Annotated in this window: 20 protein-coding genes; 11 read left to right on the top strand and 9 right to left on the bottom strand. The window is 75.1% G+C overall.

Annotation, left to right across the window (positions count from 1 at the left end; all coding sequences use genetic code 11):
- The 3 genes from ABD352_RS48165 to ABD352_RS48175 form a co-directional block, all read right to left on the bottom strand.
- The coding region (locus ABD352_RS48165; protein WP_344619369.1) for a winged helix-turn-helix domain-containing protein at positions 1-1,232 on the bottom strand (1,232 nt) is incomplete at its 3' end.
- 36 nt (positions 1,233-1,268) lie between these two features.
- On the bottom strand, positions 1,269-2,039 hold the full coding sequence (locus ABD352_RS48170) for an ATP-binding protein (protein WP_344619370.1): 771 nt from the start codon (positions 2,037-2,039) through the stop codon (positions 1,269-1,271).
- Between the two features lie 75 nt (positions 2,040-2,114).
- Entirely contained in the window at positions 2,115-4,439 is a 2,325-nt protein-coding gene (locus ABD352_RS48175) for an Hsp70 family protein (RefSeq protein WP_344619371.1), read from the bottom strand.
- A gap of 154 nt (positions 4,440-4,593) precedes the next feature.
- On the opposite strand from ABD352_RS48175, the gene ABD352_RS48180 reads away from it, so the two are divergent.
- The 4 genes from ABD352_RS48180 to ABD352_RS48195 are packed head-to-tail and all read left to right on the top strand — an operon-like array spanning position 4,594 to position 7,175.
- Positions 4,594-5,157, top strand: a complete 564-nt coding sequence (locus ABD352_RS48180; protein WP_344619372.1) for a hypothetical protein — start codon at positions 4,594-4,596, stop codon at positions 5,155-5,157.
- A gap of 35 nt (positions 5,158-5,192) precedes the next feature.
- Positions 5,193-5,612 (top strand): hypothetical protein, encoded by a 420-nt coding sequence (locus tag ABD352_RS48185; protein ID WP_344619373.1) that lies wholly within the window; start codon positions 5,193-5,195, stop codon positions 5,610-5,612.
- A 10-nt stretch (positions 5,613-5,622) separates the two neighbouring features.
- Positions 5,623-6,564: a phosphotransferase family protein gene (locus tag ABD352_RS48190; RefSeq protein WP_344619374.1), complete on the top strand. Its 942-nt coding sequence runs from the start codon at positions 5,623-5,625 to the stop codon at positions 6,562-6,564.
- Positions 6,561-7,175: a nucleotidyltransferase domain-containing protein gene (locus ABD352_RS48195; protein WP_344619375.1), complete on the top strand. Its 615-nt coding sequence runs from the start codon at positions 6,561-6,563 to the stop codon at positions 7,173-7,175. Before ABD352_RS48190 ends, ABD352_RS48195 begins: the two co-directional genes overlap by 4 nt.
- A gap of 12 nt (positions 7,176-7,187) precedes the next feature.
- On the opposite strand, the gene ABD352_RS48200 is transcribed toward ABD352_RS48195, so the two are convergent.
- Positions 7,188-7,412: a hypothetical protein gene (locus ABD352_RS48200; RefSeq protein ID WP_344619376.1), complete on the bottom strand. Its 225-nt coding sequence runs from the start codon at positions 7,410-7,412 to the stop codon at positions 7,188-7,190.
- Between the two features lie 178 nt (positions 7,413-7,590).
- Here ABD352_RS48200 and ABD352_RS48205 point away from each other — a divergent pair, with 178 nt between their 5' ends.
- From ABD352_RS48205 to ABD352_RS48225, 5 genes are all read left to right on the top strand, one after another.
- Positions 7,591-8,067: a hypothetical protein gene (locus tag ABD352_RS48205; RefSeq protein WP_344619377.1), complete on the top strand. Its 477-nt coding sequence runs from the start codon at positions 7,591-7,593 to the stop codon at positions 8,065-8,067.
- A gap of 195 nt (positions 8,068-8,262) precedes the next feature.
- Positions 8,263-8,781, top strand: coding sequence for a helix-turn-helix domain-containing protein (locus ABD352_RS48210; RefSeq protein ID WP_344619378.1), 519 nt, complete (start codon positions 8,263-8,265; stop codon positions 8,779-8,781).
- Between the two features lie 34 nt (positions 8,782-8,815).
- Entirely contained in the window at positions 8,816-9,391 is a 576-nt protein-coding gene (locus ABD352_RS48215; RefSeq protein WP_344619379.1) for a hypothetical protein, read from the top strand.
- Entirely contained in the window at positions 9,388-10,581 is a 1,194-nt protein-coding gene (locus tag ABD352_RS48220; RefSeq protein WP_344619380.1) for an MAB_1171c family putative transporter, read from the top strand. Before ABD352_RS48215 ends, ABD352_RS48220 begins: the two co-directional genes overlap by 4 nt.
- Complete coding sequence (locus tag ABD352_RS48225) at positions 10,571-11,530, top strand: cytochrome P450 family protein (protein ID WP_344619381.1); 960 nt, start codon at positions 10,571-10,573, stop codon at positions 11,528-11,530. Before ABD352_RS48220 ends, ABD352_RS48225 begins: the two co-directional genes overlap by 11 nt.
- 301 nt (positions 11,531-11,831) lie before the next feature.
- Here the strand turns inward: ABD352_RS48225 and ABD352_RS48230 are convergent, their stop codons facing one another.
- From ABD352_RS48230 to ABD352_RS48245, 4 genes are read right to left on the bottom strand one after another with little or no spacing between them, the layout of a single operon-like run.
- Positions 11,832-14,669, bottom strand: coding sequence for an FAD-binding and (Fe-S)-binding domain-containing protein (locus ABD352_RS48230; RefSeq protein ID WP_344619382.1), 2,838 nt, complete (start codon positions 14,667-14,669; stop codon positions 11,832-11,834).
- Positions 14,670-14,691: 22 nt separating this feature from the next.
- Complete coding sequence (locus tag ABD352_RS48235) at positions 14,692-15,855, bottom strand: sensor histidine kinase (protein WP_344619383.1); 1,164 nt, start codon at positions 15,853-15,855, stop codon at positions 14,692-14,694.
- Between the two features lie 6 nt (positions 15,856-15,861).
- Complete coding sequence (locus tag ABD352_RS48240; protein ID WP_344619384.1) at positions 15,862-16,542, bottom strand: methyl-accepting chemotaxis protein; 681 nt, start codon at positions 16,540-16,542, stop codon at positions 15,862-15,864.
- Positions 16,543-16,548: 6 nt separating this feature from the next.
- Entirely contained in the window at positions 16,549-17,193 is a 645-nt protein-coding gene (locus ABD352_RS48245) for a DUF4386 domain-containing protein (RefSeq protein WP_344619385.1), read from the bottom strand.
- Positions 17,194-17,280: 87 nt separating this feature from the next.
- Here ABD352_RS48245 and ABD352_RS48250 point away from each other — a divergent pair, with 87 nt between their 5' ends.
- Positions 17,281-17,955, top strand: coding sequence for a TetR/AcrR family transcriptional regulator C-terminal domain-containing protein (locus ABD352_RS48250; protein ID WP_344619386.1), 675 nt, complete (start codon positions 17,281-17,283; stop codon positions 17,953-17,955).
- Between the two features lie 22 nt (positions 17,956-17,977).
- On the opposite strand, the gene ABD352_RS48255 is transcribed toward ABD352_RS48250, so the two are convergent.
- Positions 17,978-18,859 carry a DUF1996 domain-containing protein gene (locus ABD352_RS48255; protein WP_344619387.1) on the bottom strand — a complete coding sequence of 294 codons (882 nt, stop codon included), beginning with the start codon at positions 18,857-18,859 and terminating at the stop codon, positions 17,978-17,980.
- 220 nt (positions 18,860-19,079) lie between these two features.
- Here ABD352_RS48255 and ABD352_RS48260 point away from each other — a divergent pair.
- Positions 19,080-20,440 (top strand): discoidin domain-containing protein (locus tag ABD352_RS48260; RefSeq protein WP_344619388.1); only part of this gene is annotated, 1,361 nt, incomplete at its 3' end.

A 20,440-nucleotide genomic window follows, 5' to 3' on the forward strand; every position in this document is an offset into this window, starting at 1 on the left:
CGGGGGCGCGGCGCCCGCGGCGGGCCGGCGAGCAGCCGGGCCAGGGGGCCGGACGGGCCGTCGAGGAGCAGCTCGCCGACCGCAAGGTCCTCCACGACGATCGCGGCCGCCTCCTCCCAGGCCCCGGCCTCGACCGCCCGGGCCACCGCGCCGTGCACGTCGCCGCGGCCGGCCAGCCAGCGGGCGGCCCGCAGGCCGACCGCGCGGGCCTGCTCGGCCGGCAGGCCCAGCCGGTCGCGCAGGGTCTGGCCGAGCAGCGGGTGGACCCGGTACTCCGCCCGGGCCGCGTCGGCCGCCTCCACGAACGCGCCGGTCCCGGCGAGTTCCTCGACCACGTCGGCCCCGCGGCCCTCCTCCGCGTCGCCGGTCGCGGCGGCGAGGAGGTCCGCGGTGAACGTGTCGAGGAGGGCGGCGCTTCCCAGCAGGGAGCGCTGGTGCTCCGAGAGGCCGCCCAGGATCTCGCCGGAGACGTACTCCACGACGTGCTCGTGCCGCGCCAGCGCCGGGACGCCGGCGCGGGGCCGGCCCTCCATCGCCAGCGCGCACAGCCGCACGGGTGCGATCCAGCCCCGGGTCTGGCCCAGCACGTCGACGAGGGCCTCGCCGGTCAGCTCGACGCCGTGCAGCCCGAACAGGGCCCGCACCTGCGTGGCGTCGAGCATCAGGTCGGCGCCGGCCAGCTCGCCGAGCTCCTCGGCGAGGCGGTAGCGGTGCAGCGGGAAGCGGGGCTTGTGCCGGGCGATCATCAGCAGGCGCAGGCAGCCGGCGTACCGCACCAGGTAGTCGACCTCGGCCAGCTGCTCCTCGTCGAGCCAGGTCGCGCCGTCGAGGACGAGCAGCAGCGGCCGGTCCCACCCGGCCAGGGCGGCCGCCACGGCGATCGCGGCCCGGTGGTCGGCCGTGCCGGCGGCCGCCGCCTCGAGCAGCGCGGCCGGCAGCGCCACGCCGGCCCCGCGCAGCGCGGCCACCAGGTGCCGCCAGAGCCGGGCCGGTTGGTGCCGGTCGTCACGGTCGAGGGTCAGCCAGGCCAGCGGGTCGCCGGCGCCGGCGTCGGCCGCCCAGGCGGCGACGAGCTGGGTCTTGCCGGCCCCGGCCGGGCCGGTGAGCAGCGTGACCGGCAGGTCGGTCAGGCTCCAGAGCTCGTCGTGCAGCTCGGGCCGGGCCAGCGCCCGCGGCACGATCTCGGGTACGACGATCTTGGTGGGTAGCAGCGGCTCCGTGGCCGGTCCCATGCGACCCCCTCGCACTCGGCGGAACCATCGGTGACATCACATCCGGACCCCCGGCGGGTGCGCCCGCAGCGTCGCCCAGACCACCTTGCCGCCCGCGGTCGGGGTGGTCCCCCACGCGACCGCCGCGCTCGCGACGATCCGCAGCCCGTTGCCCCGCAGCTCCAGCGGCGCGCCGCTGCGGCCCGGCCCGTCGATCACCCGGGGCGGCGTGGCGACGCCGTCCTCGACCGCGAGGTGCAGCAGGGAGCCTCGGCGGGAGACGGTGACCGTGAGCGGCGTCCCGGCGTGCTCCACCGCGTTGTCCACCAGCTCCGAGACGATCATGCGGGCCGGGTGCAGGGTGGCGCCGAGTTCCCAGGCGAGCACCGTGTCGCCGACGAAGATGCGGGCGGCCGACGGGGCGAGCACGGTCGGGGACAGGTGCAGCGCCACGCGCCCCAGCGGCGGCGACCGCTCGCCCAGCGCCGCCCGGGCGAGGTCCGCCGTCTCGAAGATCGGCACCCGCGCCGTCACCCCGGTGGCGGTCAGCACGCCGCGCTGCGCGGGCGAGGCGATCGCCAGCAGCGGCACGGACGGGCGGGCCGCGAGGCTCTCCCGCTCGGCGAGCAGCACCGCGCCGACCAGCGCCCAGTCGGCCCCCTCGCACCCGGCGAGGTTGAGCAGCAGCGCCCGGGGATGTTCGGTCAGCCCCTTGCGGACGGCGACTGCCAGGTCGATCCGCACGCGGCCGTTCCACGGACCGGCGAGCACCACCTCGACGGTCCCGAGGTCGACGTCGTCGCACAGCACGACCGACGGATCGGCCAAAGCATCCACCCCTCCCGCTGGCGTTTCGGGAGTATCAGAGTTGCACATCTATTGTCGAAGGCTTGCCGTCATCCGTCAAAGACGGCGGGACCGTACGAGTGACGGCACCGCGATCCCGGCGATGACGGCCACGGCGACGAGCAGCTCCACCCAGCTGATCGCCGTGCCGCCGACCGGCAGGCCGATGACGTCGTTCCAGTAGTACACCCGGAAGAACCGCAGCGCAGTGGTGTAGGAGGCCCGCTCGAAGAAGCTGGTGAGCACCGCGAACAGGCCGAACACCACGATGGTCACCATGGCCGTGGTCCGGGCGCCGCGGCTGCGGGCCAGCCACGGGCGCAGGGCCGCGCCGACGAGCAGCCAGGCCGACAGGGTCAGGGCCAGGCCGAGCGTGAACGCGAGCCACCAGGTCAGCGCGCCGCCGGTGTAGGAGAGGCCGGCCAGCGGGGCGACGTTCGGGTCGCTGCCGCCGGTGAAGGCCACGTGGTAGTACGACATCGGGGAGATCGTGGCGAGCATGAGCGCCGCGCCGGCCGCCGGCCACAGCGCGATCCACCAGCCGCGGGACCCGGCCGCCGGCCGGTCGGGCGCCCGCCGCAGCCGCGCCAGCAGCACGATGGCGCCGATCAGGAGCAGCGCGGCGACGACCGTGAAGGTCCAGCTGAGGCCGGTGCTGTACCAGTCGGCCGCCGTCAGGCGGTACCGGATGCCGTCGGCGAAGCTGATCGCCGGGCCTTCGTTCACGGCCGAGGAGGCCAGGTACAGGGCGAGCACCCCGCCGCCGGTGGCGAGCAGCGCGGGGCCGAGCGCGCGGTGCGCCGGGCCGGACGGGCGCCCGGTCACCGCGAGCAGCAGGGTCATGCCCAGCAGGATGGCGACCGCCTTCGGCATGAGCGGGGAGAAGAACCCGGAGTGCAGCGGCGGACGGGAGCCGTTGCTGCCGAACAGGACGCCGGCCAGGCCGAGCACCAGCACGGCGCCGCACGCGATGAGCAGCGCCTTGGTCTCACTCCGGCCGGGCGCCACCGCGGGCGGGGCGGGCAGCGGCTCCGGCTGGTTGATCGGATGGGGGCCGGCGAGCAGCTCCGGCGCGACCGTCGTGGTCGCGGCGGCGGCCGGGGACACCGGAGCGGCCGTCGTGGCCGCGGCGAACGGCACCACCGGCGTCGGCGAGACCGGCGCGGACGAGATCGGCGCGGGCGAGATCGGCGCGGGAGCGGGTGAGACCGGCGCGGGAGCCGGTGCCGGTGAGACCGGGGCCGCCGTGGCGGGAGGCGGGAACACCGGCGCGGGGACGGCGGGCACCGGGGTGAGCACCGGAGGTACCACCGCGGCATCCCCGGCGGCGGGAGGCAGGAGGCTGCCGAGGGCGACCACCAGCTCCGGCTGCTCGAGGACCACCGGCGGCACGCCCAGCGCCCGGTGCAGCAGGGTCTCGGCCAGCGGGACCCGGCTGCCGCCGCCGACCAGGAAAACCCCGGCCAGGCGGTCGGCGCTGACGCCGCTGGTGAACAGGGTCGCCGTGGTCAGCGTGACCGTGCGGTCCAGCCAGGGGCGGGCCAGGGTCTCGAACTCGTCCCGGGTGAGGTGCAGGTCGACGTCGAACAGCGGCACGGCGATCCCGCCGGAGGAGGCCCGGCTCAGCAGCTCCTTGACCGAGCGGGCGTCGTCCCACAGCGCCTTGCGGTGGCGGCGGTCGGGCGGGCCGGCCGGGCTCTCCAGGCGGGCCCACAGCGCCGGGTCGCGCGCGGCCACCTGGGCGCCGGCCCAGCCGACGATGGCCGCGTCGAGGTCCACGCCGCCGACGTCGTCGAGGCCCTGCGCGGCGGCCACCTCCCAGCCGGCGCCGGCCCGGCGGACCACGCTGATGTCGAACGTGCCGCCGCCGAAGTCGTAGACGACGACCGCGTGGCCGTCGGGGACGTGGTGGCCGAGGACGGTGGTGAAGTACATGGCCGCGGCGACGGGCTCGGGCACGAGCGTCACGGCCGGCAGCCCGGCCCGGGTGGCCGCGTCGAGCAGCAGCCCGCGCCGCTGCGGCCCCCAGCCGGCGGGGTGGGTCAGCACGGTGGCCTCCGGGGCCTGGCCCGCGGTCCGCACCGCCTCCTCGCCGACCCGGCGCAGCACCGCCTCGACGGCGCCGACGACCGGCACCTTCCGGCCGCCGAGCAGCAGCGCGCCATCGTCGATGCGCCGCTTCGGGTGCGGCTCGAACGCGGACGGGTCCAGCCGGGCGCTGCGCTCGGCGTCGCGGCCGGTGAGCAGGGTGCCGGAGGTGTCCGCGTACACCGCGGAGGGCAGCAGCGGCGACGAGTCGAACAGCAGCGCGTCGACCCTGGCGCCGGGCCGGGCCACTACCGCGACCGTGTGGGACGTGCCGAAGTCGACGCCAAGCCTCATGGCCCGCACGGTACGGGGCCTGGTTCCGGATCAGCAGCGGCCGTTCGGCCCTGATGCGGTCTGCCGATCGAGCGACCCGTCCGGTTCCGGGCGGTTCGGCCGCGCCCGCGCGGGGTGAGGGCGCCCTCCCGCGGGCCGGGCTAGCGTTCCAGACATGTCCGACGGAACCTGGCTCGCCGTCATCGTGCTGGCTCTGATCGTGATCGCGTTCGCCATGATGGCTGTCGGCCGGTACCGCCGCTCCCGTGCGCTGCGGGAGCGCTTCGGCCCGGAGTACGACCGGACGGTCGCCGAACGGCCCAGCCGGCGCGTGGCGGAGCGCGACCTGCGGGCCCGGGAACGCCGCCACGCCGGGCTGGAGCTGCGCGAGCTCGAGCCGCACAAGCGGCAGTGGTACGCCGAGCAGTGGACACGCACCCAGGCGCACTTCGTCGAGGAGCCCGAGGTGGCCACCCGCGAGGCCGACCACCTCGTGACCGAGGTGATGGCCGAGAAGGGCTACCCGATGGGCGACTTCGGCACGCTGGCCGACGACCTGAGCGTGGAGCACGCGCAGACCCTCGGCCACTACCGCGACGCCCACGAGATCAACCAGGTGAACGAGCGCGGCCAGGCCTCGACCGAGCAGCTGCGCCAGGCCCTGATGCACTACCGCGTCCTCTTCGCCGACCTGCTCGGCGACCAGCGCGGAGGCGGCCCGGCACCGCGGCCCGGATGACCCCTGGCTGCCATCGTCCGGAAGGCGGGAACGCAATGCGCAAGGACCCCATCGAGACCACGGCGACCGGCGGCACGGGGGCGCAGCCGCGGCCGTACGCTCCGCCCGCGCCCACCCGGTCGGCCCCCACCGGGTCGGCGTCCGCCGGGAGCACGCCGGCGACGGCGGCGGCCGAGACGACGGCCGCCGAGGCGCCCCTCTGGGACGACACGCGGGCCGACGGGTTCCGGCGGCGGTGGCACGAGCTGCAGACCCGGTTCGTCGAGGACCCGAAGGCCACCGTGGCCGAGGCCCGGCAGATCATCGACGACGCCGTACAGGCCCTGGCCGACAACGTCCACGACCGCGAGGAGGAGCTCGCCCGGGTCGGCGCCCGCACCTCCGACAGCACCGAGGGCATGCGCGGCACGGTGCTGCAGTACCACAAGCTCCTCGACCGCGTGCTGTCCGTGTAACCTGCGGTGGATGCCACCGCCACCGGCGACCGGGACCCGCCGCATCGCGTGGGAGGCCCTGCCGCCCCGCGTGCGCTCCGCCCTGGAGGCGGTGCTGGGCGCCCCGGTCGCCGGGGCCGCGAGCCTGCCCGGGGGCTTCTCCGAGGGCGTGGCCGCCCGCCTGCGCCTGGCCACCGGCCAAGACGTGTTCCTCAAGGCGGTCAGCGCCGCCACCGCCCCGGCCATCGCCGGCTTCCACCGCCGCGAGCGGGCCGTCACGAGCCGCCTTCCGTCCGCCGCGCCGGTCCCGCGGCTGCTCGGCGCGTACGACGACGGCACCTGGGTCGCCCTGCTGTTCGAGCACGTCACCGGCGCGCTGCCGGCCCAGCCCTGGCGCCCGGCGGATCTCGGCCGCGTCCTGGCCACGGCGACGGGCCTGGCCGCGACCCTCACGCCGTCGCCGGTCCCCCGGGCCGAGACCGCCCGCCCGCGCCTCGGCGGCTGGTCAGACCTGAGGGGCGCGCCCGGCCTGGCCCGCGTGTCGTCGTGGGCGGCCGGTCACCTGGACGAGCTGATCGCCCTGGAGGCAGCGGCCGCGGAGACGCTGGCCGGCGACACCCTGCTGCACGGCGACCTGTACCCGTTCAACGTCCTGCTCGACCCCGACCGGCCGGGCCCCGGCGGCGTGCACGTCGTCGACTGGCCGCACGCCTGGGTCGGCGCCGCGCACGCCGACATGCTCACCCTGATGGCGAACGCGGTGCTGAGCGGCCTCGACCCCGAGCCCCTGCGCCGGACCAACCCGCTCACGGCGGACCTGCCGCGCGACACCGTCGACGCGTTCCTGGCCGCCCACGCCGGCTTCCTGGTCCGCCTCGCCGTCACCGCCGGCCCGGGCGCGGACCCCAACCTGATCGCGATGGCGACCGCGCTGGGCCGCGCGTCGCTGGAGTGGCTGGAGTCGCGCCGATGACCATGCCGGCCCTGGACGCCTGGGCCGCGTGGCCGCCGCAGACGGTCGCCGCGCGCCTGGCCGGCGTCGGCTTCCCGTGGTACGTGGCCGGCGGCTGGGCCGTCGACCTCTTCCTGGGCACCACGACCCGCCCGCACGAGGACCTGGAGATCGCCGTTCCCGCCGCCCGCTTCGACGCCGTGGCGGCCCGCTTCCCCGACTGCGACTTCTACGTCGCCCACGACGGCGGCCTGCACGAGCCGACCCCGCAGGCCATGCGGACCGCCCACCAGACCTGGGCCTGCGAGCGCTCGGCCATGCTCTGGCGCTTCGACGTGTTCCGCGAGCCGCACGACGGCGACACCTGGATCAGCCGCCGCGACCCGCGCATCCGCCTGCCCTACGACGAGATCATCGAGCACTCCGCCGACGGTGTGCCGTACCTGGCGCCGCAGGTCGCCCTGCTGTTCAAGGCCAAGGCCGTCCGCCCCAAGGACGAGGCGGACTTCACCGCGGCCCTGCCCCACCTGAGCGCGGCCCGGCGCCGATGGCTGGCCGGGACCCTCGCGATGGTCCACCCAGACCACCCATGGCAGCCCCGCCTCGCCGCGGGGCCGCCATGGGTCGACTGAGTCGGTGCCGGGTCAGACCGACGGGGCCCGGCTCGGCTCGGCGGCCGGGCCGACCGGTGCGGTCTGCTGCCGCGGCGCGGTCGCGACCTCCCGGACGGTGCGCTGCACCTGGTCCAGGGTCGGGTTGGCCCGCACCTGCCGCACGCCGTCCACGATCTGCTCGTACTTCGCCCGCCCGGCCCGCGTGCCGAGCACATATCCCACGGCCACGCCGGCCGCCAGGGTCATCAGTCGCATGCGGGTGGTGATGCCCGGCCCGCGGCGGCCCGAAACCCTCCACCGGGCAGGGGTCGCCGCGCTCCCGGGGACGCATGGTCAGCCGGGCCCGCGGGCGGCGCGCACCAGTCGGTGAACCGTCGATCTTCCTGTCCGATCGACGATGGCGCCGAACCGCCTCGTCCATGATGATCCCGGTGTGACCCAGCGCCTCTACGACCGCACCAGCCGGACCATCTCCTACGACGACGTCGACCCTGCCCTGCGGGCCGCCATCGAGCAGCACGCCGAGGAGCGGTTGCTCGGCCCGGTGCGGCCGGTCGCGGTGGTGGACACGCACTCGGTGAACCTGAAGAAGGGCGGGCTGTTCGGGCGGCTGGCCGGGCGCTCCGAGAAGGAGCACCGTACCGTGGCGCTGCTGCTGCCGCAGGCCCTCGTCGTGGTCACCACCGGGGCCGAGCGCGGGGTCGTGGTGATGTCGACGCGGCTGCCCGACATCGCGCGCATCGGCGGCCGCGACCCGCAGCTGATCGTCGACAGCGGCGTGAGCGTCGAGTCGCGCTGGAACGGCCACAACCAGGACATCGTGTCCTACTACGTCGGCCTCGGCGACGACCCGGCCGGCCGCGAGTTCCAAGACAGGCTCCGCGCCGCCGTGGTGGCCGCCCGCCAGTAAGACGTGAACGCCGGACGCGGCGTACGCGCCCGGCCCTCCCCCGTTGCCCGCCTCGGGCGGTAACTGCAGTTGCCACTCTTGATGCGCAATGACAAGCGGCCCGACTATATGTGACCGGTCGGCCCGACTGTCAACCGCTTGAGCCGATCGACATCGACGTGCGAAGCTGCTTGCCACGCCGTTTGGAGGATCCCCATGTCGACTGGCGAGGACTGCGCCGCACAGCCGGGGCGGACCCTGGCGAGCCGGCTGGACTACCTGTTCCGCACGATCCGCAACGGCGACGAGGAGTTCACGCACCGGGCGGTGGCCCGGGCGATCACCGAACGTGGCGGCACGTCGATCTCGCACACCGCGATCGCCAACATCCGCAACGGCATGGAGACCAACCCGAAGCTCGGGACCCTCACCGCGCTGGCCCGGTTCTTCGGCGTCGACGTGGCGTACTTCACCCGCGACGCGGTCGCCGAGGACGTGGCGGCCGAGGTCGAACTGGCCGCGGCGCTCTCCCGGATCCGGGAGAGCGACGAGGCCCGCACGCTCGTGGTGCGCACCCGCGGCCTGTCCGACAGCGGCCTGCGTTCGGTGTTGCAGATCGTGAACACGATCCTGGAGATGGAGCAGTCCGGCCCCGCGCAGCGCGGCACCGCAGGCCCGGGCGGCGGCCCGGCGCAGCGCGGCGGTCCCGCCGGGCCGGACCGTCGCGAACCGTGAACCGGGCCGCGGCGACCCACGCGGCGGGCCGGCCGTGAGCATCAGCATCGAGCACTGGCAGCGAACCCCGCCGGACCCGAAGGACGCCCCCGACGTGACCCTCCGAAGCCTGCGCAGCCGGCTCGAGCGCACGCTCGACGCGATGGCGCTGCCCGAGCCGCTCACCGTCGAACGCCTCTGCGAGTCGCTCAGCACGGCCAGGCAGCGCCCGCTGACCATGCTCGCCATGCCGCTGCCGTCCGGCGGCCCGTGCGGGCTGTGGGTGGCCACCGGCACCGCCGACTACATCGTCTACGAGGCGACCACCTCGCCGACCCACCGCACCCACATCGTGCTGCACGAGCTGGCCCACGTGCTGCTCGAGCACTCCTCGACCAAGGTGCTGACCGACGACGCGACCAGCGTGCTCATGCCGCACCTGGAGCAGGCCACGGTACAGCGGCTGATGGCCCGCACCTGGTTCGACGAGGACGCCGAGCGCGAGGCCGAGGTCGCCGCCGACATCCTCTCCAAGCGCATCCAGCGCCCGCTGCGCGGTGCCGGCCAGGCGGCCCCGCCCGAGGTCGCCGACGTCGTCGACCGCCTGCGCCGCTCGCTCGAGCGCCGATGATCGCGTTCTTCAACGTCGCGTACCCGCTGTGCGCGCTCGCGGGCTACGCCACGGCCGTCTACAAGGTGCGCGACCTGCGCCGCGACCCGGCCAACCCGGCGCTCATCGCGCTCACCCTGGCCCGCCTCTTCCCCGCGCTGTCGTTCACGTTCGCCACCCCGGCGCTCTACCTGGCCTTCGACCGGGTCACGGGCGTCGCCAATCTCGCGAGCCTCATGGTGTACCTCTTGATCGTCGCCAACAGCGTCACCGCCCAGGTGCTGTTGCTGCTGTGGTCCCGCCCCGCCGGCACGGCCCGCGCCGCGGCCCGCCGGCGCCTGGCCGGGTTCGGCGTCGTGATGGCCGCGATGGTCGCCCTGTTCCTCGCCGCCTCCCACCCCGGCGAGCACGCCATCGACTTCGACGTGACCTTCGCGCGCCAGTGGAGCACCGCCACGTTCCTGGTCGTCTACCTGGCCGCGTTCGCCGTCGGCCTGGCCCTGTCGGCCCGGATGACGTGGCGGTTCTCCCGGGTCGTGCCGCAGCGCTGGCTGCGCCGCGGCCTGGTGCTCAACGCCGTCGGCGCCGGCCTTGGCCTCGGCTACGCGGCCGGCAAGATGGTCTCGATCGTGGCCCGCTGGCTCGGCAGTGACGCGCTGGACGTGGTCAACATCCTGTGGGCGCCCGTGGTTGCCTGCGTGGGCGCGATCCTCATCGCGGTGAGCTCCAGCCTGCCCGCCTGGGCGCCGGACGCCGAGGCGGCGGTGGTCCGGTGGCGCCGGTACCGCCGCCTGGAGCCACTGTGGCGGGCGGTCCGCGACGCCAAGCCCGCGGTCGTGCTGGACCCGCGGGCCGGCCGCCTCGACCGCTGGGACCCGCGCCGGCTGGACGAGCGGCTGTACCGGCGGGTCATCGAGATCCGCGACGGCCTGCTGGCCGCCCGCCCCGGGTTCAGCGAGCCCGCCGCCGCGCGGGCCCGCGCCCGGGCCGCGGCTGCCGGCCTGCCCCCCGAGGAGCAGGACGCCATCGCCGAGGCCGCCCGCATCGCGCCCGCCCTGCACCCCGGTCCACAGTGGACGCCCGAGCCGGGCGGGGCGGACACCCCGGTGCTGGCGCCGCCCGGGCCGCCGGTGGCCGACGACGCCGACGCCGAGGCGGAATGGCTGTGCCGGGTGGCGTACGCCCTGGACCGTTCCCCGTATGTCGGCTGAGCCGGTCCGGATCGACACGCCGGACGGGCCGGCGTGGCTCCTGCGCGACCGCGACGACGTGCGGGCCGCGTTCACCGACCCGCGGCTGTCGCCCTGCCCGCGCCACGCGGCCGGCGCCGACCTGCGCGGGTACGACCTGCCGCCCGAGTTCCGCGACAACATCATCAGCGCCGAGCCGGAGGACCACCGGCGGCTGCGCCGGCTCGTCCAGCCGCTGCTGGACCGCGCCGCGGCCGACCGCCTCGAACCGCTGCTGGCCCGGGCCGCGCGCGAGACCCTGGCGGCGGCCGGCGCCGGGCCGTTCGAGGTCGTGCCGGGCTACGCCGGGCCCTACGTGGCCACCGTGGTCGCCGGCTGGCTCGGCCTGCCCTCCGGCGTGCGCGAACCGTACCTCGCCTGGGCGGCCCGGCTCGTCGGCCCCGAGTGGGCGACCCTGCGCGGCCGCGACACCCTCCCCGCCATGCTGGCCATGGTCCGCGACCTCGCCCGCCGCGGCGCCGGGCCGGGCACGCCGGCGGCCGCGCTGCTCGAACACGCCGAGCAGGGCCGAATGACGCCCGGCGAGGCCTCCTCGATGCTGTTCTACCTGCTCTTCGTCTGGTACGAGGTGTGCGTCGACGCCATCGCCACGGCCCTGCTCACCGGCGAGCCGTTCGGTGCCGCCCACCCGCCCCAGCTGACCGCGTTCCGCCGGTTCGCGGTGACCGGCCTGACCGTCGGCCCGGCCACGATCGACGCCGGGCAGACCGTGCTGTACTCGCTGCGCGACTTCCCCTTCGGCCACGGCCCGCACCGCTGCCCCGGCGAGCCGGTCGCCCGGGCGCTCGTCGAGCACGCCCTGGCCGCCGCCCGGGACGCCGGTCTCGAGGTCGACGCCTCGGGCGTGCGCTGGAGCGCCGGGCTGCGCACCGACGGCCCCCGTCACCTGCTCGGCCGAATCCGGCGCTGAGCACCACAAGATGTCGGTCATCAGGCCTGGCGCAAACCCTCACCGAGCAACTATCGTTATCGACGAGACCGGCATCTTCCCCCGTGGATGCCGGTCTCCATATTTTTGGGGGGCACACGGCATGGACCAGCGCGCCATCGAGGCCATCCGCCGCCGCCTGTACCGCGAGGGCCCGCCCTGAATGCGCGCAACCTCGGCCTGACCGGCGTCGACCTCCCGGGCCGCTGCCGCGCGCTGCGCCTCCCCGACGAGCCGCTCGAGCCGCCCTTCGAGGACTTCCTGCCGTTCTAGGCGGGCCCGGTCAGGAACGCTCGGCGCGCAGGGCCTCGGCGAGCACCTGCACCAGGTGGCGGCCGTCCACCTGGGCGAGGTCGGCCGCCTGGGTGCGGCAGGAGAACCCGTCGGCCAGGAACACATCCCCCGCCTGCGCGTCGCGCAGCGCCGGCAGCAGCTGCTGCTCGGCCACCTGCACCGACACCTCGTAGTGGCCGCGCTCGACGCCGAAGTTGCCGGCCAGCCCGCAGCAGCCGCCGAGGCGCTGCACGGTGGCGCCGGCCGCCTTCAGCAGCTTGGCGTCGGGCTCCCAGCCCATGACGGCGTGGTGGTGGCAGTGCGGCTGGGCGATCACCTTCACCCCGGCCAGCGACGGCGGGGACCAGTCCGGGGTCCGCGCGAGCAGCTCGGCGACGGTGACGGTGGCCCGGCTGACCGCCCGGGCGTCGTCGGAGTCGAGCAGCTCGAGCAGGTCGCTGCGCAGCACGCCGGTGCAGGACGGCTCCAGGCCCACGATCGGCACCCCGCGGGCGGCGGCGTCGCGCAGCCGGTCGACCGTGGTGCCGAGGATGCGCTTGGCCGCGTCCAGCTGGCCGGTGCTGATCCAGGTCAGGCCGCAGCAGACCGGTTCGTTGGTGACCTCCACCGCGTAGCCGGCCGCGGCGAGCACCTCGACGGCCGCCTTGGCGATGTCGGGCGCGAAATGGTCCGTGAAGCTGTCGACGAAGAGCATCACGGGCTTGCCGGGGGCTTTCGCGGTACCGCGGAACCACCGCCGGAACGTCTGCGGCGCGAACTCGGGAATGGCCCGGCGGGCGTCGACCCCGGCGAACCAGAGCGCGACCCGGCGCAGCCCCGGCGCGGCGGTGAGCCGGTTGGCCAGCCGCGGCAGCCGGGAGGCCAGCCGGGACCAGCGCGGCAGCCAGCCCAGCGAGTAGTGCGAGCGGGGTCGCAGCCGCCGGCGGTAGCTCTGGTGCAGCACCTCGGCCTTGTAGGCGGCCATGTCGATGCCGGTCGGGCAGTCCGACGCGCAGCCCTTGCAGGACAGGCACAGGTCGAGGGCGTCGTGCACGGCCGGGGCCCGCCAGTCGGGGGCGAGGTCGCCGTCGAGCATCTCCTGCAGCACCCGGGCCCGGCCCCGGGTGGAGTCCTTCTCGGCCCGGGTGGCCAGGAACGACGGGCACATGACGCCGCCGAGCACGGTGGTGTCGGCGCGGCACTTGCCCACGCCCGTGCAGCGGTGCACCGCCTGGTTGAAGTCGCCGTGGTCGGGGTGGTAGGCCAGCGCCAGCTTCGCCTTCACCGGGCGGGCGGCGGCGACCCGGATGGACGCGTCGACCGGGTCCGGGTCGACGAGCACGCCCGGGTTGAGCAGGTTGGCGGGGTCGAAGGCGTGCTTGATCCCGCGGAACAGTTCCAGCGCCTCCGGGGAGTACATCCGCGCCAGCAGCTCGCTGCGGGCCCGCCCGTCGCCGTGCTCCCCCGACAGCGACCCGCCGTAGCGGACCACCAGGTCGGCGGCGTCCTCGAGGAACGCCCGGAACTTCCCGGGGCCGCCCGGCTTATCGAGCGGGAAGTCGAGGCGGACGTGCACGCAGCCGTCGCCCAGGTGGCCGTACGGCATGTTGCTCAGCCCGTGCTGCGCGCACAGGGCGTCGAAGTCGCGCAGGTAGTCGCCGATGCGCGCGGGCGGGACGGCGGCGTCCTCCCAGCCGGCGTGCGCGGGCAGCCCCGAGGGGGCGCGGCCGGCCAGCCCGGCGCCGTCCTCCCGGATGCGCCACAGCGGCGCCGCCTGCACCGGGTCCTCGACGATCAGGGAGTCGATCGCGCCGGCCGCGGCGACGAGGCGCTCGGCCCGCTCCCGCGCGGCGCCGAGGTCGTCGCCGGCGATCTCGACGAACAGCCAGGAGCGGCCGCCGGGCAGCGGGGGCACGCTGTCCGGGCCGCGCCGGGACCGGACGATGTCGACGATGCGCGAGTCGATGCCCTCGCAGGCGGTCGGGTCGAAGGTGAGGATGGTGGGGACGGCGTCGCCCGCGGTACCGAAGTCGGGATAGCCCAGCACCACCAGCAGCCGGTGCGCCGGGTCGACGACGAGCCGGACGGTGGCCTCGGTCACCACGGCGAGGGTGCCCTCGCTGCCGACGAGCAGGCCGGTGAGGTCGAAGCCGCGCTCGGGCAGCAGGTGCTCGACCGCGTAGCCGGAGACCTGCCGCGGGAAGGTGGCGAACTCGGTCCGGGCGACGGCCAGGTTGGCCCGCACGAGGCCCTGCAGGGCGTCGGCGACGTCCTTGGCGCCCTCCAGGGTGGGCCGGTCCCGCTCGTCCCGGCCGGTGGACAGCCGCTCGCCGTCGATGGTGAGCGCGTCGACGCCGACGACGTTGTCCGAGGTGCGGCCGTAGCCGAGGGTCCGCGACCCGCACGAGTTGTTGCCGATCATCCCGCCGATCGTGCAGCGGGTGTGCGTCGACGGGTCGGGGCCGAAGCGCAGCCCGTGCGGCCGGGCGGCGGCCTGCAGGGTGGCGTGCACGGTGCCGGCCTGCACCCGGGCGGTGCGGCTCGCCGGGTCGACGTCGAGGACCTTGTCCAGGTGTCGGCTGAAGTCGAGCAGCACGCCGGGGCCGATCGCGTTGCCGGCCACGGAGGTGCCCGCCCCACGGGCGGTGATCGGCACCCCGAGCGTGCGGCACACCTCGAGCGTGGCCGCCACGTCGTCCTCGGAGCGGGGCCGCACCACGGCCCGGGGCACCACCCGGTAGAGGGAGGCATCGCTGCCGTAGGCGGCGCGGTGGGCCGCATCGGTGAGCACATCGCTCACGCCGGCGCGGCTCAGGCGGGCAACGAGATCGTCACGAACGTGCGGCACCGGGGCCATGATAGTCGTCCCATCAGGCGGACCACGCGGGCAGCCGCACCACGAAGCGGGCGCCGGGCTCCGCCGGCTCGTAGCGGGCGTCGCCGCCGTGCGCCCGGGCCAGCTCGCGCACGATCCACAGCCCCAGCCCGACCGAGCCGGGCGTGCCGCCGGCGCCCGGGGCGTACCGCTCGAACAGCGCCGCCCGCTTGTCGTCCGGCACGCCGGTGCCGTGGTCGCGCACGGACAGGTCGACGGCGGCCCCGTCGGCCGACGCGGCGACCACGAACGGCGCCGCCCCGTGCCGGGCCGCGTTGCCGATGAGGTTGACCAGGATCTGCTCGAGGCGGTCCGGGTCGGCGTCCACGACCAGGTCCGCGGGGACGGCGATGAAGGTGAGCGCGGCGGCCGGGGTGAGCGCGGCGGCGGCCTCGGCGGCGGCCCGCAGCGGCACCGGCCGGCGGTCCAGGCGCAGCGTGCCGTGCTCGATCCGCCCGGCGTCGAGCAGCCCGCCGGCCAGCCGGGTGATCCGGGCCGTCTGCCGCAGCGCGCTGGCGGCGAGGCGGTGCCGGTCGGAGGGCTCCGGCTGCGGGTCGTCGTCGAGCATCTCCAGGGCCATCTGCACCGAGGTGAGCGGTGCCCGCACGTCGTGGGCCAGGGTCACCATGAGCGCCGCCCGCCACCGCTCGGCCGCCTCGACCTGCATCCGGGCCCGGTGCAGCTGGCGGACCCGGCGAGCGATCACCTCGCCGACCGCGGTGGTGACCGGCACGAAGACGACGGCGCTGCCGACCACCTCCGGCGGCTGGTGGGTGGCCAGCAGCGGGGCCACGTAGGCGGAGGCGGTCAGCGGGGCGAGCGCGACCGCGGTCCACGGCGGGTGGTGCAGCCCGACCCACGCGAAGAGCAGCACGAAGAACGGGCCCGTGCCGGCCGCGACGCCGCCGAAGGCCCAGGCGGAGTAGGCCAGGACGACCAGCGCGGCGACGGCCAGCAGCGGCGCGCCCCGCTGCGGCGTCCACCAGGCCACGGCGGCCAGCGCGAGGTCGGCGACGGCGACGACGAGCAGGTCCCCGGCCCGGGCGCCGGGCTGGACCATTCCGGCGAACGCGAGGACGCCGGCCAGCGCGAACAGGCCGCACGCGCTGCGCCCGGCGGCCCGGGTGCGGCCGGGCTCGCCCGGCGGCCGATCCGTCACCGCGCCTCAGGTCAGCTGGCAGCGGGAGACGACGTGCTGCAGCTCGCCGGACATGCGGGCCAGCTCGTCGGCGGCCGACCTGGCCTCGGTCACCCCGTCGGTGGTGACCCGGCTGGCCCGGGCGACGCCGCCGATGTTCTCGGCGATCCGCTCCGCGCCACCGGCCGCCTGGGCCACGTTGCGGGTCATCTCGGCGGTGGTGGCCGACTGCTGCTCGACGGCGGCGGCGATCGTGGTGGCGTACGTGCTGGTCTGGCCGATGATCCCGGCGATCTCGGTGACGGCGCCGGCGGCCGCGGCGGCGTCGTGCTGGATCGCCTCGATGCGGGCGGCGATGTCGCCGGTGGCCTTGGCGGTCTCCTGCGCGAGGTCCTTCACCTCCCCCGCGACCACCGCGAAGCCCTTGCCGGCGTCCCCGGCCCGGGCCGACTCGATGGTGGCGTTGAGGGCGAGCAGGTTGGTCTGCTCGGCGATCGCGGTGATCGTCTTGAGCACGCCGGTGATCTCCGCGCTGGAGCGGTCGAGGCTGGCGATGGTCTCGGTGGCCGAGCCGGCGGTGCTCACTCCGGCCGCGGCGACCCGGGCCGCGCCGGCGGCGGAGCTGCCGGCGAGCGCGACGACGCCGAGGACGGTGACCACGAGCACGAACCTGATGCGTACCGTCCGGTTGGCCAGCCAGCCCGCCATCGCGCCTCACCTCGTGCCGAGAACCACGCCTCCAGCCGCCTCATCGGTTGCCATCCGGTTCCCTTGAGGTTTCCACCCGACGCGGAAGCCGCGGACGAGCAGCAGCGCGCCCAGCGTCACCTCGAACAGGCCGCCGGGGACGCTGAAGGCGACGCCCACGTGCCGGCCGAAGAGCTCGCAGACGGCGCCGGCCTGCAGCAGCGGGTAGCCGGCCAGGCCCCACACGGCGAGCCAGCGCGGGACGAGCCCGGTGCGCAGCAGCGCGCGGCAGAACACGATGCCGGCCGAGCCCGCCGCGAGCATGGCGATCTGGTACGCGTAGTCGTTGCCGGCCCCCAGCAGCTCGCGGACCTCGGGGGCGGCCGTGGCCGACCGGGTCAGCAGCAGCGCCACGCCCGCGGCGCACAGGGCCGCCTCGACCGTGCGGCCGGCGAGGTAGCCGGCGGCGACGCCCTCGCCGTGCGGGCGCAGCAGCGGGAACGCGAGGGCGGCGGTGGCCACGACGGTGACCGAGTTGAGCAGCATCAGGACCGCGCCGGCGGACAGCCGCGGGCCGTGGGCGTCCAGGGCGAGCGCGCTGCCCCCGCCGTACACCAGGAAGGCCAGCAGGTAGAGCGCGCCGACGATGCGGCCGGACGTCTTCGGTGACATGGCGTCGTCCCTCCCCAGAGGCAACCTTACTTAGTACGGCGCGAGCGTACCGTACTAAGTACTACCGGTGGTATGGTCGTCCCCGATATGGACGAACAGACGATTCGGCCGGGTCGCCGCGCGCCCTTGGACCGCGAGCGGGTGCTGCGCGCCGCGATGGCCGTCGCCGACGGCGGGGGCCTCGCCGGCCTGACCATCCGGTCCCTGGCCACGTCGCTCGGGGTCAAGCCGATGTCCGTGTACCACCACGTCGCCGGCAAGGACGAGATCCTGGACGGCATCGTCGACCTCGTGTTCGCCGAGATCGACCTGCCGGTGCCCGGCCGCGAGTGGCGCGGCGAGATGCTCCGGCGGGCGCGCTCGGCCCGGGCGGTGCTCGTGCGCCACCCCTGGGCGGTGGCCCTGCTCGAGTCGCGGACCAATCCGGGCCCGGCGACCCTGCGCCACCACGACGCGACGATCGGCACCCTGCGCGCGGGCGGCTTCCCGGTGCCGCTGACCGCGCACGCCTTCGCGCTGCTCGACAGCTACATCTACGGCTTCGTCATCCAGGAGGTGGCCCAGCCGCTGCGGGCGCCGGAGGAGACCACGGCGGCGACCGAGGCCATCATGGCGGGCTTCGCCGCGGGCGAGTACCCGCACCTGGTCGAGATGGCGACCGAGCACATCCTGCGGCCGGGCTACTCGTTCGGCGACGAGTTCGAGTACGGCCTCACGGTGGTGCTCGACGCGCTGGCCGCGGCCCTCGCCGAGTCCCGGTAGGGGGCGAGGGCCGCGGCGTCGGTCACGGCTTCTTCGGGTCCTCACCGAAGCCGTTGCACTGGCGGCCGCCGTTGATGCAGTACGACACCAGGTAGGCCTGCCGGGCCGGGTCCCAGCCGTTCATGAAGTCGTAGTGGAACGTGTAGCTGCCCCCGGAGGAGTAGGCCAGGCCGCCGGTGTCGCCGCCGTTCAGCGGGTACGGCAGCTTGATCTCCAGCATCGGCAGCGGGACGGGGTGGTCGGCCGGGCAGACGCCGTTCACCGGCCACGCCATGTGGGACTTGTGGTCGGTGGCGTCCAGGTGTACGCCGTCCCAGCAGCTCGGCGACGTGAGCCGGACCTGCAGCGTGGAGCCGGCCGGGCACGACGGCGGGATGTCGCTGCCCTTGTACCCCGTGCACTGCCAGTTGCCCTGGAAGTGCGCCACGTCCGGGGCCTTGGCGTCGCCGACGAGCAGCTTGAAGCCCGCCGGGAACGGCTGGACCGTGCGGTAGTCCTTGACGCCGGACTTGTAGTACACGGTCGGCTTGTCCGGCTGCAGCGGCACGCCGCGCTGCAGCAGGGTCGGGAACCAGTAGCCGGAGGCGTCGAGGGTGTCCTCGCACGAGGTGGCCCCGCCGACCAGCGACTGCGGCGTCGAGCTCGCGTTCGTGGCCGGGTTGCCGATGAACGAGTGGTTGTGCGAGGCGCCCGGCAGGCCCGGGAAGACGATCGGGTCGTCGCTGAGCGAGTGGTTCACGGTGCAGTTGGCGTGCATCTCGTGGTACTGCGCGCGCGGCGGGTCGTCGGCCGCGGCGGCCGGGCCGGCGACCGCGGCGCCGCCGGCCAGGGCGAGCAGCACGGCGGCGATGGTGATGTGCAGGACGCGCGGCCGGAACCGCGGCAGGGTTGATCGGATGCCCATGTCGACTCCTTGGCGGTGAGATCGAGCATCGCTGATTGATGGGAGCGGACGCTACTCCGGCCGATTTCCGCCGGGCAAGCGCTTGCCACGAGTTGCCAAGCCGATCATGAGTCCACAGTGGACTTCTGAGATCCACACGGCAAATCGCGTGGCAAGCGCTTGCCGCGCGGTTTTCACGGTCCTACCGTGCTGACATCCGCCACCCCCTCTTGGAGATGCCATGCATCCGACACCCCGCCGACGGCGCCTGGTGGCCGTCGCGGCCGTCGCCGCGGCCCTGCTCACCGGCGCCCTCGTCACCGTGACCCGGCCCGCCGCCGCGGTCTCGGCCTGCGGTACCACCAACGTCGCCCTCAACCGTCCCGCCACCGCCTCGTCGATCGAGGCGTCCCGGCTCTCGCCGGACAAGGCCGTCGACGGCGACGGCTCGACCCGCTGGGCCAGCGCCCAGGGCGTCGATCCACAGTGGATCCAGATCGACCTCGGCGCCGCCACCGACGTCTGCCAGGTGGTGATCGCCTGGCAGACGTCCTACGCCAAGGCGTTCCGCCTGGAGGTGTCGGCCGACGGGCAGAGCGGCTGGAGCTCGCTGTACTCGACCACGACGAGCACCGGCGGCACCCAGACCATCCCGGTGAGCGGCACCGGCCGGTACATCCGCATGACCGGCACGCAGCGCTCGACCAACTACGGCTACTCGATGTACGAGTTCCAGGTCTTCAGCGGCCCCGGCTCGTCGCCCAGCCCGTCCAGCCCGTCGAGCCCGTCGCCGTCCGGACCGCAGCTGCCCGGCGGCGGCGACCTCGGCCCGAACGTCATCGTGTTCGACCCGAGCCAGTCCTCCACCACCATCCAGACCACGCTGGACCAGATCTTCACCCAGCAGGAGAAGAACCAGTTCGGCACCGAGCGCTACCAGTTCCTGTTCAAGCCGGGCTCCTACAGCGGCCTCAACGCCCAGCTCGGCTTCTACACCTCGCTCAACGGCCTCGGCCAGAACCCGCAGGACGTGCAGATCCACGGCGACATCACCGTCGACGCGGGCTGGATGGCCGGCAACGCCACCCAGAACTTCTGGCGCTCGGCCGAGAACGTGTCGGTCTACCCGGTGTCCGGCGTGGACCGCTGGGCGGTCGCCCAGGCGGCCCCCTTCCGCCGCATCGACGTGCACGGCGGCATGACCCTCGCCTCCCCCAACTGCGGCTGGGCCTCCGGCGGCTACATCGCCGACAGCCGGGTCAGCGGCACCATCAAGCCGTGCTCGCAGCAGCAGTGGTTCACCCGGGACAGCACCATCGGCGCCTGGCAGGGAGCGCTGTGGAACATGGTGTTCTCCGGCGTCCAGGGCGCCCCGGCCACCAGCTTCCCCAGCCCGCCGATCACCACCCTCGCGTCCAGCCCGGTGACGCAGGAGAAGCCGTACCTCTACGCCGACGCGAGCGGCTACCGGGTGTTCGTGCCGTCGCTGCGGACGAACTCCTCGGGTGCGACCTGGATCAACGGGCAGACCCCGGGTACCTCGCTCGGGATCAACCAGTTCTACGTGGCGAAGCCGGGCGTGACCGCGGCGACGCTGAACCA

It is taken from the genome of Dactylosporangium salmoneum (assembly GCF_039532525.1).
Classification (GTDB): domain Bacteria; phylum Actinomycetota; class Actinomycetes; order Mycobacteriales; family Micromonosporaceae; genus Dactylosporangium; species Dactylosporangium salmoneum.